Annotated in this window: 14 protein-coding genes and 2 pseudogenes; 6 read left to right on the top strand and 10 right to left on the bottom strand. The window is 57.2% G+C overall.

Going from position 1 to position 14,826, the window contains the following annotated elements:
* The first annotated feature begins 11 nt into the window (after nt 1-11).
* Entirely contained in the window at nt 12-515 is a 504-nt protein-coding gene (locus tag FE840_RS17785) for a DUF3237 domain-containing protein (RefSeq protein WP_138287495.1), read from the top strand.
* Nucleotides 516-565: 50 nt separating this feature from the next.
* Here the strand turns inward: FE840_RS17785 and scpB are convergent, their stop codons facing one another.
* Both scpB and FE840_RS17795 read right to left on the bottom strand, forming a co-directional pair.
* A complete protein-coding gene (scpB, locus tag FE840_RS17790; RefSeq protein ID WP_138287494.1) occupies nt 566-1,255 on the bottom strand; it encodes an SMC-Scp complex subunit ScpB in 690 nt (229 codons plus the stop codon).
* 2 nt (nt 1,256-1,257) lie between these two features.
* Nucleotides 1,258-2,202 (bottom strand): DUF1403 family protein, encoded by a 945-nt coding sequence (locus FE840_RS17795; protein WP_138287493.1) that lies wholly within the window; start codon nt 2,200-2,202, stop codon nt 1,258-1,260.
* A 155-nt stretch (nt 2,203-2,357) separates the two neighbouring features.
* On the opposite strand from FE840_RS17795, the gene FE840_RS17800 reads away from it, so the two are divergent.
* Complete coding sequence (locus tag FE840_RS17800) at nt 2,358-3,332, top strand: site-specific integrase (protein ID WP_138287492.1); 975 nt, start codon at nt 2,358-2,360, stop codon at nt 3,330-3,332.
* Nucleotides 3,333-3,529: 197 nt separating this feature from the next.
* Nucleotides 3,530-4,327, top strand: a complete 798-nt coding sequence (locus FE840_RS17805; protein ID WP_138287491.1) for an ion transporter — start codon at nt 3,530-3,532, stop codon at nt 4,325-4,327.
* Between the two features lie 48 nt (nt 4,328-4,375).
* Here FE840_RS17805 and repC read toward each other — a convergent pair whose 3' ends face one another.
* From repC to repA, 3 genes are all read right to left on the bottom strand, one after another.
* Nucleotides 4,376-5,593 carry a plasmid replication protein RepC gene (repC, locus tag FE840_RS17810; RefSeq protein WP_138287490.1) on the bottom strand — a complete coding sequence of 406 codons (1,218 nt, stop codon included), beginning with the start codon at nt 5,591-5,593 and terminating at the stop codon, nt 4,376-4,378.
* A 154-nt stretch (nt 5,594-5,747) separates the two neighbouring features.
* Nucleotides 5,748-6,734 carry a plasmid partitioning protein RepB gene (repB, locus tag FE840_RS17815; RefSeq protein ID WP_138287489.1) on the bottom strand — a complete coding sequence of 329 codons (987 nt, stop codon included), beginning with the start codon at nt 6,732-6,734 and terminating at the stop codon, nt 5,748-5,750.
* Between the two features lie 70 nt (nt 6,735-6,804).
* A complete protein-coding gene (gene repA, locus FE840_RS17820; RefSeq protein WP_138287488.1) occupies nt 6,805-7,995 on the bottom strand; it encodes a plasmid partitioning protein RepA in 1,191 nt (396 codons plus the stop codon).
* 245 nt (nt 7,996-8,240) lie between these two features.
* Between repA and recQ the strand changes: the two genes are divergently transcribed.
* Both recQ and FE840_RS17830 read left to right on the top strand, forming a co-directional pair.
* On the top strand, nt 8,241-10,091 hold the full coding sequence (gene recQ, locus FE840_RS17825; protein ID WP_138287487.1) for a DNA helicase RecQ: 1,851 nt from the start codon (nt 8,241-8,243) through the stop codon (nt 10,089-10,091).
* 337 nt (nt 10,092-10,428) lie between these two features.
* The gene (locus tag FE840_RS17830) at nt 10,429-11,106 is read left to right on the top strand and encodes a hypothetical protein (RefSeq protein WP_138287486.1); all 678 of its coding nucleotides are present in this window, start codon (nt 10,429-10,431) and stop codon (nt 11,104-11,106) included.
* 388 nt (nt 11,107-11,494) lie between these two features.
* On the opposite strand, the gene FE840_RS17835 is transcribed toward FE840_RS17830, so the two are convergent.
* Together FE840_RS17835 and otnI are read right to left on the bottom strand one after the other, a co-directional pair.
* Nucleotides 11,495-11,968, bottom strand: coding sequence for a DUF3833 family protein (locus tag FE840_RS17835; protein WP_171033710.1), 474 nt, complete (start codon nt 11,966-11,968; stop codon nt 11,495-11,497).
* Between the two features lie 106 nt (nt 11,969-12,074).
* Nucleotides 12,075-12,845 carry a 2-oxo-tetronate isomerase gene (gene otnI / locus FE840_RS17840; protein ID WP_138287714.1) on the bottom strand — a complete coding sequence of 257 codons (771 nt, stop codon included), beginning with the start codon at nt 12,843-12,845 and terminating at the stop codon, nt 12,075-12,077.
* A 229-nt stretch (nt 12,846-13,074) separates the two neighbouring features.
* On the opposite strand from otnI, the gene FE840_RS17845 reads away from it, so the two are divergent.
* Nucleotides 13,075-13,497, top strand: coding sequence for a hypothetical protein (locus FE840_RS17845; RefSeq protein ID WP_171033700.1), 423 nt, complete (start codon nt 13,075-13,077; stop codon nt 13,495-13,497).
* Here the strand turns inward: FE840_RS17845 and FE840_RS17850 are convergent.
* The 3 genes and pseudogenes from FE840_RS17850 to FE840_RS17860 all read right to left on the bottom strand — a co-directional run.
* Nucleotides 13,432-13,849: pseudogene (locus FE840_RS17850) on the bottom strand (hypothetical protein). The gene FE840_RS17845 and the pseudogene FE840_RS17850 overlap by 66 nt on opposite strands.
* Complete coding sequence (locus tag FE840_RS17855; protein ID WP_138287713.1) at nt 13,846-14,112, bottom strand: type II toxin-antitoxin system prevent-host-death family antitoxin; 267 nt, start codon at nt 14,110-14,112, stop codon at nt 13,846-13,848. The pseudogene FE840_RS17850 and the gene FE840_RS17855 overlap by 4 nt, the downstream one beginning before the upstream one ends.
* Before the next feature lie 444 nt (nt 14,113-14,556).
* Nucleotides 14,557-14,720, bottom strand: a pseudogene (locus FE840_RS17860) (DUF736 family protein); the annotation flags it as partial.
* Nucleotides 14,721-14,826: the final 106 nt, after the last annotated feature.

Genomic DNA, 14,826 nt, shown 5'->3' on the forward strand with positions numbered 1-14,826 from the left:
GGAAGCCGCGAATGACCAGCCATACACCGGAAGAGCTGGGCCGGGAGGCCCCTGCCCTTGCTGCCCCGCACCTTGTGCATGTCTGTGATCTCAGGGTCGAGGTCGCCCCGCCCCGCGCCTTGGGCCAAGGGCGCAGCGGCGAGCGCAAGATCATGCAGATCACCGGAGGTACGGTTTCAGGGCCCCGGCTCAATGGCCGCATTCTCGACCTAGGCGCTGACTGGCTGACGCTCCATGAGGGCGGTCTTGCCGTTCTGGATGCCCGCTATGCCTTCGAGACGGTCGATGGTGCCCTCATCGAAATGCGTGACAGCGGCTTCCGGCATGGGCCCGCAGAAGTTATGACTGAGCTTGCCAAGGGTGGCGATGTGTCCCCCGATGCCTACTACATGCGATCCTCCGCCCGGCTTGAGACGGGCGACCCGCGCTACCAATGGGTCAATCGAACCGTCTTCGTCAGCCGTGGTGCCAGGCTTGGCAGAGGCGTGGTGATCAGTCTGTTTGCGGTCGAGTGAGACTGCTTCATGATCTCCAGCTCCAGACGCCCGCCTCTGCAGGGGTGGTGCTAGTCGATATCGTTGTCATCATGTTGAGACACGACAACCGGCCCGTTGTCGATGACCTCCCGTGACAGCAAGCCAGCGTCCTCCAGTGCTTCGATGTCGGGAAGATCCCGCAGGGTCTCCAGGCCGAAGGCCGACAGGAAGTGGCGGGTTGTAACATAGGTATAGGGTGCGCCCGGTGTTGGGCTTCTCGGTCCAGCCGCTAGGAAGCCTGTGCCACGTAAGGCAGCAATTGTATCGCGGCTCACTTCCTTGCCGATGATCTTGGACAGGCCGGCCCGCGTTACCGGCTGGAAGTAGGCGATTGTCATCAGCACCAAGGATTCCAGTTCCGACAATGCGGAGCCTTGCCCCCGCGTCGACACCTGTGATGTCTTGATGGTGTCGCCAAATCGCGACTTCGTCCTGTGCTGCCAACCGCCAGCAACTCTGATAATCTCATAGGGTCGAAGATCAAGTTCCGCATTGATATCGTCGATCAGCAAATCCACGCTGCAATCGCGACCGACGACGCGGGTCAGTACCTCTCTCGGCACAGGCTCACTGGAAGCAAAGAGCACGGCCTCCACGCGCATCATCCATTCGCGCCAGCGCTTCTCCGGCAAAAATGCCTCAAGTTCACGGTCATAGGGTTCGGCCGCCGCGGTCTTGCCCCTGCCATGTCTCTTTTGCTCGGCCTTTGCAGATGTCATCTTCAAAGACCATAGATGCGAAAGGAGGGACGGCCGGAAAGTTCGCGCACGGCTCCATGAACCTGGAGCCGATCGAACAGACGTGTTGCGGCCCAGCGGGACAGGCCGGTACCACTCGCCGATGCCGAGACGGCATCTTCATTCAGCAGCTTCTGGAAGACCGCAGTACCTCCCTTGGTTCGGATTTTGGGCGCAACTGCACACAACGTCTCGGCGCGTCGGGCGATCTCTGCGGCAGAACGAAGTGCAGCGTTGGCGCCATCGACCAAAGCCAGACAGACCGCTCGGGGAAAGCCAGGATCCCCTGGCCTGACCTTGCCCCGCCCACCATCTCCTCGGAAGGAAGGGCCATGGCGTTCACCAGCCAGCAATGGCACGGGACGAGACCATTTCAACATTGACGCAATCAGCATATCGCCAAGGGCAAGAGCAAGCGTTTCGGCGTCAGGCCGTGTTCGAACGACTGTCGTCATGAAGCCTGCGGCTGCAAATGGCGCACTTCCCCCTTCGCGAAGCGCTGTCTGAGCCAGACCAACGGCTGTCATCAGGTCATCATTGATAGCCAGGTCGAAGCAGGCACAGAGTTCGGCGACGAAGTCTGTCGACAGATCCACCCTTTTCGACGCCAGTTTTTTGAAACCCAGATAGATTTGACCATCAGGTCCCGGATTGGTGCCTGGGGGCGACAAGAGGACGGCGTCGCGCAACCCTGCCAGATCTTCACCCCGACCAAGATAGCGAACAGTTGCCCCAGCGCATCTGAGGGCCTGTCGATCCCGCCAGCATCCAGACCAGTCTGGCGTTGCGTGAATGACATCGTCGAGGGCTTTCAGGGCGACCCCGGCGGCGAAGGCTGCTTCCATGTCGCTGATATGCCTTGCAGGGGAAAGCGCCCAAGCTGGCAAGATCGGGATGGATTTTTGTGTGGTTGAGAGAATCAGCTCCATGTCAGCAACATATCCGTTGCGAGCAGTTTTTGCCACAGGACCGGCCAAAAGCGCACAGGTGACAGATAATTAAAAACGTCCGATAATCTTGCAAATGGTCCCGTCTTGCGTTCTTATCCAAAGCAGACGCCTTTAACGGTTGGAACATTGTCACCATGAGCGACAAAGAGTGCCATCCCCCCTTGATTGCCATCACAAGGCGTCGCGATGAGGGCACATCAATACAGGAAGCTCTCGGCGTTGACAGAGGCGACCCGATCACCACAGGTTCTGTCCACACGCGCCGAGCCTATGCCAGCGACTGGCAGCATTTTTCGCGCTGGTGTCGGCATCATGGTCATGCAGCCCTCGCTCCCGATCCGGCGGTCATCAAGCAGTACATCGAAGCTTGCGCAACAGGGGAAGGGAATTCCCTTTCGACAATAGAACGGCGACTGTCTGCTCTCGTCTGGAACTATCGCCAACGGGGCCTGAGGCTTGATCGCCGTGATGAGCGCATCAAGCATGTCATGCAGGATATCCGAACCAAGCGCGATCGTGCCACTCTACCAAAACAGGGCGTCGATGCTGCAGATATCGTGGCGATGATCAGCACACTGGATCCTGGAACCCTGCGCGGCATTCGCGATCGAGCAATGCTTCTTCTCACCTTTGCCGGCGGGCTGAGGCGTTCCGAACTTGTCGGGCTGGATCTGGGGCCGAAACAGACGACAGGGTCACTAGGGTTCGTTGAAATCTTGCCCGAGGGGATACTGATCAAGCTGGCCACGAAGACAGGATGGCGTGAGATTGAAGTCGGGCGTGGTGTCTCGCAGCAGACCTGTCCGGTGACAGCTCTTATGCGCTGGATTGAATTCTCGAGGATCGCACACGGTCCCTTGTTTCGAAGAGTACGTGGCCGAGGAAAGCAGGTGGGGCCTGATCGATTGAATGACAAGGAGGTTGCACGACTAGTGAAGAAAACGGCACTGGCAGCAGGACTCTCTGCACATCTGGGCCATGTGGAACGGTATTTGCGCTTCTCGGCCCATTCGCTGCGGGTGGCACGGAATGCAGCCGACAAGACAGAAACTTCCCCCGAGCAGCCGGAGAATTTTCGGTTCAACATCACGCGTCAGCTCGGTCTGTGACACCCTCCCCTTTGATCTTTGGAGTCGGTTTCGATGGTCGCTTGTTCGTCCAATTTCCCCAAGGTGAAGCCCTGAACCCCAGCTCATTTCACTGCCCTAGACCTGCCTTTTGGAAAAGGTCAAGCTGACGGCCTCCGGGTGGCTTGACGGAAGCTGAATCTTGGCCTTTTCCTCGCGCAATCAGACAGGAGCAGCATATGCGCGATAAACTTATCAAGACACTCACTTCTCAATCCTGGGAACGCTTCATTATTGGCGTCATCCTGGTGAATTCGGTGACTTTGGGACTGGAAACGTCAACCACCGTCATGCAGCATATCGGGCCGATTTTGCTCACTCTCGACAAGCTTATCCTCGGCATTTTTGTCATCGAGATCCTGTTGCGGCTTTACGCCTTTCGGTTTGCCTTCTTCAAGGACCCCTGGAGTATTTTCGACCTCTCGATCGTGACGATTGCCTTGATACCCGCCACAGGCCCATTCCAGGTCTTGCGCGCGCTCCGCATTCTGCGTCTTTTGCGGTTGATATCGGTGGTTCCCTCGCTGCGGCGCGTGATCGGTGGCCTGATAGGCGCCCTCCCCGGCATGGGATCAATCATCGTTCTTCTTTTCCTTCTTTTTTACGTATCCGCGGTCATGGCCACCAATCTCTTCGGTGCATCGTTCCCGGAGTGGTTTGGAACCCTCGGCGCGTCACTCTATTCACTCTTCCAGATCATGACGCTTGAGAGCTGGTCGATGGGTATTGTGCGGCCCGTAATGGAGCAGCATCCCAATGCATGGATGTTCTTTGTTCCCTTCATCCTCCTGAGCACCTACTCCGTGTTGAACCTGTTCATCGGTGTCATCGTATCTGCGATGCAGGAGCAAAGTGTTGAACGCACGGACGCGGAACTCAAATCCATCCATGACGACAACAGCTTTCTGCTGGACGAGATCCGGGCTCTGCGCTCTGAAATCGCCGCCCTGCGGGCTGAGGGGTCGGTAAAACAGTGACATCTCTCGCTGGGCCCGGATCCTTGCGTGTTCTGGGCTCAGAACTGCCTAGCTGGCGGACATCAGACCCTCCCGATTGTGCCCTTTCAATAAGGCCATGAGCATCGGGCCAACCGAAAACTCGTCGATTTCGGCACGTCTGCTCAGATCCTGCAGATATGCGCCAGGCGATGCTATCACGGCTGCCCGGGCGAGAATGGCTGCCATGGTTATCGACGCATTCTCCCGGCCCATCACCTCGCAGGCACGCTGAAACGTGGCTGGTGCAATGCCCATCATCGATCGCACCACAATTGCGGCCCTTGTGAGATCCTCCCAGCTTTTAATTGCTCCCATGGGTCCATAGTCAGCGATCTCGGGGCATGCCCGCAAGACAAGGCTCAATGGATAGTTTCGGATCGTCTGCTGCTGTTTTGAACGCTTGTTTTCTGCATTTGGGTTCGGGTTCGAAGGCAAATGCTCTTCAAGTTCAGTTATGGATTCGGTTTTTGAATTCTGTATGTGGCGTTCATTTTGAACATGATTGGCAACCGGTTCTGACGAAAAATGCGTTTCTGTCAGGACTTTAACCACTCCGTCACGCAAGCACTCCAGTTCTGTGAGCGCTTTGGCTAGCTCCTCCAGAGAGGGTGACCTGGGAAGTTGGTCCAGTACGGCCTGCAAGTGGTCTTCAACCAGGTGCCACTCGCCCTTGACGCCTTCCAGGCGGACCGCCGAAAGCAGTTTGCGCAGGTCACGACGGCAGATGCTCAGCCGTTCCTTTGTCTTGAGGAAGTGTCTGCGCTCCTCGACCACCTGCTGCGCGAGATGTGCCAGCTCATCGGAGCGTGCCAATAGCGGTGCCAGGCTGAAGCCGTAGGCATCCTCTATTTCTCCCCACTTGTTCTTGTGGGCATAGCGCTTGCCGTTGGGACTGTCCTTTCGAAGGATCAGACCGGCCTCAACGAGTGACCCGAGATGACGTCGCAAGGTCGTACCGGCGATCCCGTGGGCACGCAAAGACAGCTGGGCATTGGATGGAAAGACGACGAGCCCGTGTTCCACAGCAAGTTCATTATGCGGATAAAACGTCAGCAAGGCATCAAGGACGGCGAGCGCACGATCCTGCAGTCCGAGTTTGTTTCTTGCTTCACTGACATCCCGGAATACTTTCCACTTTCCGATGGTCTTGCCCTCGGGCAAGGCCGCAGCTTTGAGCTGACCTTTCACCAAGGCAAGCGTCATTGTCCGCCGCCCAAAGGGCGTCGTTACATTTCCTGTTGGCATTTTTCAGTCACCTTTCGACAGGCAATGAAAAAGTGTCCACCAAAGCGGTGCCAAGACTCTTGACTGTGATTCCAGGAAATGCGATTCTCAAACTGCTACGATATGAGGAAGGCTTCCGGGACGGCTACGTTTTGGGGGCCTTTTTCTTTTGCGGTTAGTCTCCTTGAGATTTGACGGATTTCAGAAACTCTTCATGCAGCTTTTCGAGGTTCTCGGCGATGAAGCGCCCGAACCGAACAGCGTCTCTTGACTTCAGCGATATCGAATAGCTTTTGCCGGCACCTTTGAACTCAGCGGTCACCTTTGCATCCGCTGATGCCCATTCCCCAACAGGATTCGCCTTCTTTGCCGGACGTTTGGCCTTCTTGATCTCGGACAGTATCAGGTCGAACCGCGCCTCCGAAGAGAGGGATGCGAAGCCATCGGACAAGATCAACTGTTCAGACAAAGCGAGTGCTGTCGGATGCTCAATCTGCTGAGCCAGATCAAGCCAGCGGTCACGTCCGATGCCCTTGGCTGAACCAATGGCGGCAATGACGTTCTGCGGTACCCGGCTGGTGACGGACAGCATGCGCGTCAGCATCGGCGGATCGACCGATAGCGCCACCTGAATGATGCGGCGATCATGCCCCAGATTGGTCAGGTTCTGCGCAAAAGTGGCTCGCTCGATGAAAGAGAGGTTTTCCCGGGCGGAATTTTCCTGACCCTGGGCAATGACATGGTCGATATCCGACACGCCTTTGACCACCGCCTTGACCGGACGCTCAAGAAGCTTGGCGGCGCGGACACGGCGGTGACCAAAGACAATCTGATAACGACCCTCGGACGTCGGGTGAGGGCGAACGAGAACCGGGGTGTCCTGTCCGCGTTCCCGGATCGCCTCGACCAATTCCTGGAAAGCCGCCTCATCTTCGCCCATGCGATCCGAGACGAAGGACGAATCAAGAAGCGCCGGATCCAGTTCGACGACGGCTTCGCCGGCTATCGACTGCTCCGCAAGAGCAGCCTTCTCGGCGAGCTCACTCAGCGAGTTGATCATCGAGCGGGAAGCTCCGCGGGTGGCATAGCCCGGTGTCGTCTTCCTCTCGGGGGCAGGGCTCTGACTGGCCGTTATGTTTGCAAAAATGTCCTTGCGGGCCATCTATCTGTCTCCAATGCTCTTCAAATACCTGTATTCATTGGGAAAAACGGTGATCTGTACGGCTGACAATTCATCCCGCATTGCGACGACCCCAGGACATGTTGATCAGGTCCACCACTTCGGAATTCACGGCATCCATGGCCTCGCGGGCGCGATCATAGGTGGAGGCGGTGAACTGCGAACGCTCCACCTCGTAAAGTGTCTGCTTGGTCAGGCCCGCATCCGACACGGCAGTGGACTTGACCATGTGGCTCTTCATCATCTGCTGGGCGAACATCGACTGCATGAAGCCGACCATCTGCTGCTGGGGGATGTCCATCGGCTCATAGCGCGTGATCAGGTATCGGAACCAGTCGAGTGAGACATTCACGCCGGCTCCCTCGACGCTCTTCAGGATGTCTCCCAGCATCAACAGGAACTGCGACATGGACATGATGTCGAGCATCTGCGGGTGAACCGTAATCAGCACCGAGGTGGCTGCCGTCAGCGCGGTCAGCGTCAGGTAGCCGAGCTGGGGAGGGCAGTCCAGCACGACGACGTCATAACGATCATCCACTTCGTTGAGTGCTGCCCCAATGCGGGTGTAAAACAGCTTGCCCTCGGCCGTGTCCTTGCGCTGCATCGCAAGCGGCGTTTCATACTCATATTCTTGCAGCTCAAGATTGGCCGGAATCACATCCAGATTCGGAAAATTCGTGGGCTCGATGATTTCCGTGATCGAGCGACGTCCTTCGTCATAACGGATCGCTTCGTAAAAGGACGGTTTCTCATCCAGTTCTGGCTGGATCCCATAAAGCGCCGTCAAGGAGGCCTGTGGGTCGAGGTCGGCGGCCAGCACCCGATATCCGCGAAGGGCGAGGTATTGCGCCAGATGGGCTGCAGACGTCGTCTTGCCCGAGCCGCCCTTGAAATTGACGACTGCGATAACCTGCAGCTTGTCGCCGTCCTTGCGGTGGGGAACGCGGTCCAGCAAGGCGCGCAATTCATTGATCTGGGACGCGCTGTAATACCGTCGCCCGGTGGCTGTCACACTGGGCTCAACGCCCTTGCCTTGCAGATGAAGTTTCTTCAAATAGCTCTGGGAGACACCAATGAAATCGGCGACCTCAGCCAGCGAGAACTGCCTCAAGGTCTTCTGGGCGTTCGGCGGGAACTTTTCGATCCGCAACATGTCGAGTTTCGACGAGATCTCGCTACCTTGTTCAAGGATAATGTCAGCGAAACTCGTTACAGATTCCGAAACTGCTCTTTTCACGTTCATTTTTCGAGAGGCCCTTTGTAACGATATTCTTCCGATAATGGCGGAATTATCGTGACTGTTATCCGATTCCCTCGTCTTGGCAAGGAAAATAGAGTTAACAGCTTATGAAGAGACAGACTCGGGTATAGGTGCTAAGGACCAAGGATTGCCAATCCTGGCGGTCGGGCGATAAAGACCGGCTGGCCCGCCAATCCTCAAGCTGCGAATTTCCCCCTCAGGCCACTTCTTGTAGATTTCTTGTAAAGATGCCTCCAACCACCGATCATCTATTCGAGCCGCGCGAGCCCCTTGAGGTCCTCAAGAGAGTCTACGGCTATCCGGCCTTTCGGGGCCGCCAGGCGGAAGTGGTCAGTCACGTCATGTCGGGCGGTGATGCGGTCGTCCTGTTTCCAACAGGTGCCGGCAAATCCCTTTGCTTCCAGATCCCGGCCTTGTGCCGCAAGGGGCTGGGCATCGTGATATCGCCCCTGATCGCCTTGATGCGTGATCAGGTGGAGGCATTGAAGCAGGCCGGGGTGAGGGCTGCCGCGTTGAATTCGTCGCTGACCCGCGAAGAATATCTCGATGTAAAGTCTGCCGTCAGCAGAGGCGGGCTTGATCTGCTCTATGTGACACCTGAGAGAATCATGCGACCTGAATTTCGCGATTTTGTCGGGCAAAGCCCCATTGCGCTGTTTGCAATCGACGAAGCCCATTGTGTGTCACAATGGGGACATGATTTCCGGCCCGAATACCGGGAACTGGGACGCCTGGCGGAGCTTTTCCCCTCAGTACCGCGAATGGCGCTGACGGCGACGGCTGATCCTCATACCCGCGAAGATATCGTCGAGCGGCTTCATCTTCGACAAGCCAGGGTCTTCACGACATCCTTCGACCGTCCCAACATCGCCTATGAGATTGTGGAACGCGATCAGCCCCGGCAGCAACTGCTTCGCTTCCTGTCGCGTCACGAGGGCTCGAGCGGCATTGTCTATTGCCTCTCGCGCAACAAGGTCGAGGATAGTGCGGCATGGCTGAATGATCAGGGCATTCGCGCCCTGGGTTACCATGCAGGCATGGACAGGGCGCAGCGGGACGCCGCGCAGGATGCCTTCCTGAGAGAAGAGGGGCTCTGTCTTGTCGCGACGGTTGCGTTTGGTATGGGGATCGACAAGCCGAATGTCCGCTATGTTGCGCATCTGGACCTGCCTGGTTCCGTCGAGGCCTATTATCAGGAGACGGGCAGGGCAGGGCGTGATGGTCTCCCGTCGGAAGCCTGGATGGCCTATGGCATGGCAGATGTTATCCAGCGCGGTCGGATGATCGACGAAAGTTCGGCGGGCGAAGATATCAAACGGATCGAGCGCTCGAAACTGAATGCCCTGCTTGCCATCTGCGAAACGGCTGGATGCCGCCGACAGGCGATCCTGGCACATTTTGGTGAGGCTCACAGCGGTCATTGCGGCAACTGTGATACCTGTCTCAAGCCGGTGGAAACCTGGGATGGCACCGAGGCTGCCATCAAGGCGCTGGCGGCTGTCTATCGAACTGGTGAGCGATTCGGTGTCGGCCATCTGATCGACGTGCTGACTGGCGAGGAAAATGAAAAGACCTTGCGGTTTGGTCACGTCGATATGCCGGTCTTTGGCGCAGGCCGGGATATTGCGGCCAGAACCTGGCAATCTGTCTATCGACAGCTTCTGGCAGCCGGGCTCGTCAGGGTGGATCACGGCGCTTTCGGAGCGTTGCAGCTCGATCCATCGGCAAAAGCGGTTTTCCGCCGCGAGCGGCAGGTGCGTTTCCGTCAGAATCGCCCGAAAGCAGGAAAGAGGCGTGTTTCTGGAACCGCCTCCTCGACTCTCGCCAAACTGGACCTCGGCTCTGAGGAGCTTCAGTTGTTCGAGCGCTTGCGCAGCGCGCGGACAAGCCTGGCAAGAGAGCATTCCGTACCGCCCTATGTCATCTTTCCGGACACGACACTGATTGGCTTCGTGAGACAGCGGCCGCAGAGCCTGGATGAAGTGCTGGAAGTGACCGGAGTTGGTCGCTCAAGGCTTGATCGATACGGAGCGACCTTTTTGCAGATCTTGCTTTCCCGTCCCGGTGAGCAGAGTTGATGCTGCTCTGCATCAAATGCATAGCTGCACTGCAACATCAATCATTCTCAACCATGGGCCGTTGATGTATTTCTTTATTCATCAAAGCGCTGCATCTCCTCCCGCGGCGCCGAGAACGCAGAAAGCCTTACTCCTCCTCCCAAAGGCCTTCTGTACGAGCAGCAGCTATCCTCCTCCCGCTGCTGCTTACATATGATCAAGAGCCTGTCGCACCTCCTCCCGCGACAGGCTCTTTTCGTTTGTGGCTGCAGCCAATGCGGCGCATGGATTGCCCACACCTCATGGATTGGAACAACCCGCGCTCAGTCTGTGTTTCTGGTCTTCAGGAGGACTTCACATGACCCGATCGCTACCTGCGCTATCCATCTGCCTTTTGCTCGCTGGCCCGGTTGATGCCCAGTCTCCCTGTCAGGAGGTTGAGCAACGGGGCAGCGAGGAGACCCTTCTGCAACTGGCCGAGCGATGCGGTGTATCACTCGATCGCCTGTTGGACGCAAACAATGCGAATGATCTTGATGACTTGCGGACACGGGGTGAACTGGTCATTCCCCAGGAGCGCAGCGATGCAGACTGGCTTGATCGTGCTCGACAATCGGTTGTTGAGGCCGGAGAGCGGATTGGTGATGGAGCGACGGCCGCGGGTCGCAGCGCTTCGGATTATCTTCGTGATCAGCCTGATTTGAACGAAGACATCGTACGTTTTGGCGAACAACTCGGGCTTCCCGGTTTCGAGACGGGATCAGCACGTGGAGCCCAGCTGGATGTGCGTGGGGAGGAGGGGAGCCGGCTGACTGTTCAGGCTCGCGGACTTCCTGGCGATCAGGAGGTACGACTGGGCTGGCTGGATGAGAGCGTCTTCAAGCCGGTAGACGTGCTCAGAACAAGTCGCAGCGGCGAGATCAATTCCAGCCTGGAATGGCCGGAAGGCTTGCCGGCAGGAGAGGCGGTTACCTTTGTCCTTCAGACCGAGGATGGAAGATTGCGCCTTGCTGCTGACCCCGTCACACCGGACTAGCAGTCTTCATTTCTGACGAAGCCCGGTTTTTTAGTCGCATGGCGCCTGATCCGATGATTCTTGGTGCATTTGACCTTCAGGGCCTCAATCAAGAAATTATCGGACGTTTTGTCGCTTCGACGGGCCGTGCGGTTCTGATGACGTGTTTGGGCCGAAACCGCACACAACCAGTGTGATTCACAGCAGGCCATCTCTTGCCTCCTGCCATGGAACCCAGCGCTGGACCTGACGTTATCCATGCGAAACCAAGGAGAGAGCAAATGAACAGCATCATCTACATAGTCGGTCTTGTGGTCATCGTCATCGCAATCCTGTCCTTCCTGGGACTGAGCTGAGCCGCAACCATGGACCGGGGCTGGCAAGGACCAGCCTCGTTCGCCTCCAGTCTTCAGGCGGCGCGCTGGTAGAATGCATGAAGCGTTGCGACCTCAACGCCCAACAGGGTCAAGGAAGCATGTGCCGTCATGTGATGCTCGTCATGAAAGAAGAAGCGGTCGTTGAAACCGAGACGTGTTGAGGATCCGTCCTTCCCCGGTACGTCGCGTCGATACTTCCAGCAGAACAGGCTGTCGTTCTGTATTCCGCGCGCTGACCCGGCGATCCTGGTCTCAAAGCCTTGGTAATCTTTGCCGCTGCTCTTGATGATCTTCCAGGTCAGATCGTCCTGATGTCCGTCATCGAAGAAATAGGTCTCGTATAACTTGAGGGTCCGGCTGACCGGGTTCCACTCCCCTTCTGCCTGCAGCGTGAATCTGTTCTTCTCCCCGCCAAACCTCCCCAGCGTCAAACCCCAGCCCTGAAGGCGGCCGGAAAAGAATTCCTCCAGAAGGACGGACGAACTTGGCGGATCCGATGGTACCACGGGTATCGCTTTCCTGATTGCGGCTGATCTCCGGTCAACGGGCAGCAAAGCCGGTGGTTCCCTCTCCCTTCCGATTGGCGCAGACAATGTCAGCCGCCCTTATCAATCACGGCAGTTCGGTAAGCCAGGTCAGGCCTTCCTGCGTGCCTCGGCATGGCCGGTATTCGCAGCCGACATAGCCCTTGTATCCGATGGCATCGATTTCCTCCAGGATCAGACGGTCGTTCAACTCACCTGTGAACGGTTCATTTCGATCGGGGACCGAGGCGATCTGGATGTGTCCGATCAGATGGGCATACTGCCTCAGTCCCATGATGACGTCGCCATGCAGGATCTGGCGATGATAGATGTCGAACTGAAGTTTCACATGGGCAGCGCCCACCGCTTCGATAAACTCTGCGGCCTGCTCGAAATTCTGCAAGAAGTAACCTGGCATATCACGACCGTTGATCGGTTCGATGGTGAGACCGATGCCATATTCGCCGGTGCGTTCGGCTGCCAGCTTGAGGTTCTCGCGATAGGTGTCGATGGCCGATCGGTCGTTGGAGGGTGCAATTCCTGCCATCATGTGGAGGAGGGGGCTTCCGATGACTTGGGCATAGGAAAGCGCCTTGTCGAGCGAATCCCTGAAGTCACGCTTTCGCTCCGGCAGGGCAGCGAGACCGCGCTCGCCCAGGTGCCAGTCCCCTGGTGGCATGTTGAACAGGGCCTGTGAAAGATGGGAATGAAGAAGTTGGTCAGCAATGACTTCCGGCGGATGTTCATAGGGAAACAGATACTCCACCGCTGAAAACCCGCAACTTGCAGCGGCCTCAAACCGGTGCAGAAACGGAACGTCATTGAACATCATGGTCAGATTGGCGGCGAATTTCGGCATCGATACCTGAAGGGGCTGGAGGCTGGTTCTGTTGCCCGGTCGTTCCGGCAGCTTTGCCATCATCCCGCGGGGAGGAAACCACTGCAAGTCCCGACGTCGCACAAATGGCAGTCAGAACCGAACTCATCTTCCGCTACATAGGACCGGAAGAAACCGGTCCGGCTGGACATCTGACAGGTCATCGACCCTGCCATCCACGCGTCAGTTCACAATCCGACGGCAGCGGCAGATGAACGATCTCACCCTTGCGCGCGGACTGGTAAATGGCCGTGATCAGTTCGATGGATTTTTCAGCCTCGCCAAAAGATGGCAGGTAAAGGTCACCGCCACCATTGAGATGCTGATGGATGTCACGGAATTGCCCTGCGAAACGGGCTCTGTTTTGGATGTACTTGATGGCTGCGAGGAGGCTTCGGCACGGATACGTCACGCGGGTTTTGAGTCAAGATGCTGCGCGATCATCGCAATGACTTCGGGGAGCGCGCTTGATCCACCCGAGGATGGCTCCGCTTGTAAAAGAGTGTGTGACGAGCGTGGCAGGGACCTTCGGCTTCGCGTTAACAGACAGACTACTGTCCACACTCCGCTATCTCGATCGGCTAACTTCCGCAAAGGGCTTTCGGCGGGCAATAAATTCGCGCAGAAGCGGTAAAAAGAATGCCTTGCTAAAGTGACCAAGCGGAGGCTCAGGCTCCAAATAGAATGACCGGCCTATGATATCGCTGTTGAACTCATCCAGGATGAGCCACAGCGGAAGATCTGCATCAAGACCCGCGCGTCGCTTTTTCGATGGTTGGAATCACGACGGCAAAACGATTACGATCGGGCATCTTTGTCGTGATCGGAAAAAACAAGACAAGATCGCCACCCGACCTCGCGATCCGCACGCCGACAGCCACAGGACGGTTCTTGCGCCCTTCTGTTTCTCCCTCGTTTGCTTCATGGCTCCACAGATATGGATATCGAACGACCGCAGCCGTCTGGACCTTCTCATATGCGCTCATCTGCTCGTCTCATCAGACCGGGCGTAGGCATCGACGGCCTCTTCAAATTCAGCAAACAGCTCGTCGGGCATGGTTTGTAGTGTGGCTACAGAGCGACGATCCGACTGGCGCATGAGACGTTCGTAATCGTCTATGTTCAGCAACACCAATCGCGGCTTGTTGCGTTGGGTGATCGTGACAGGGTGTCGGAGTGCCTCGGCGATGATATCTCCGGATTTCCGAGAAAGGTCGCTTGTCGTGTAGGAGCCGTTCCTGTTTGTTATGTGGCCAGCCTCAATACGATTATGGTGAAAGGGACTAAATACTATTTATACAGCATATACAGCATATACAGCATTGCGTAGGTCGGCCCGCAGTTCTTCGATCTGGATTTCGAGTTCGTGTGTCATCTTCGTTTCCTGACGTTTGTGAAAGATGACCGATGGGTCCGAGAGGGGATGGCGGGGTCGAGGATCGCATGCGCGACCGGCAGAGCCGGGGAGTGGGGGAGCTGATTTGCGGAATCCGCCCTCGAGGGCAGGTGGAGCAAATTGGGGAAACCGCTCAGCCTTGAGGCGGGCGTCGCCGCTTGGCAGGATCAGGCATTCTGAGCAGCTTCCCGGCTCACCGTATGCTACCAAGAAATCCGGGCCTGGCTCGATGCGAGCTCCGGCTTTGGTCTTTCGGCAGGAGAGTGCTCCGCCGGTGGCGGGGTCTCGTGATCCCGATCAGTTGCGGTTCGGGCGGGACCAGATGGGCTGGCGGCCTTCCTCGTCTTCGACCTCGGCGAGCGTTGCGTAGGTCGGGCCAGGGAGCTCGGCTCGTCGAGCTTGACCGGAAAATAGTCGCGGCCCTCACGGGAGGTCTTCTGCCAGACCGCGCCGAGCTCAACGCGGGCACCCATCATCTGTTCAAGGTTGCGGTCGCTCACCCCATAGCGGCAGTACCAGCGCCCCCAAAATCATCTCACCCCAAGAATGCCGCCACTTAAAATCGCC

Origin of the sequence: Peteryoungia desertarenae, from assembly GCF_005860795.2 — a bacterium.
In the GTDB taxonomy this organism is placed as follows: Bacteria; Pseudomonadota; Alphaproteobacteria; order Rhizobiales; family Rhizobiaceae; genus Allorhizobium; species Allorhizobium desertarenae.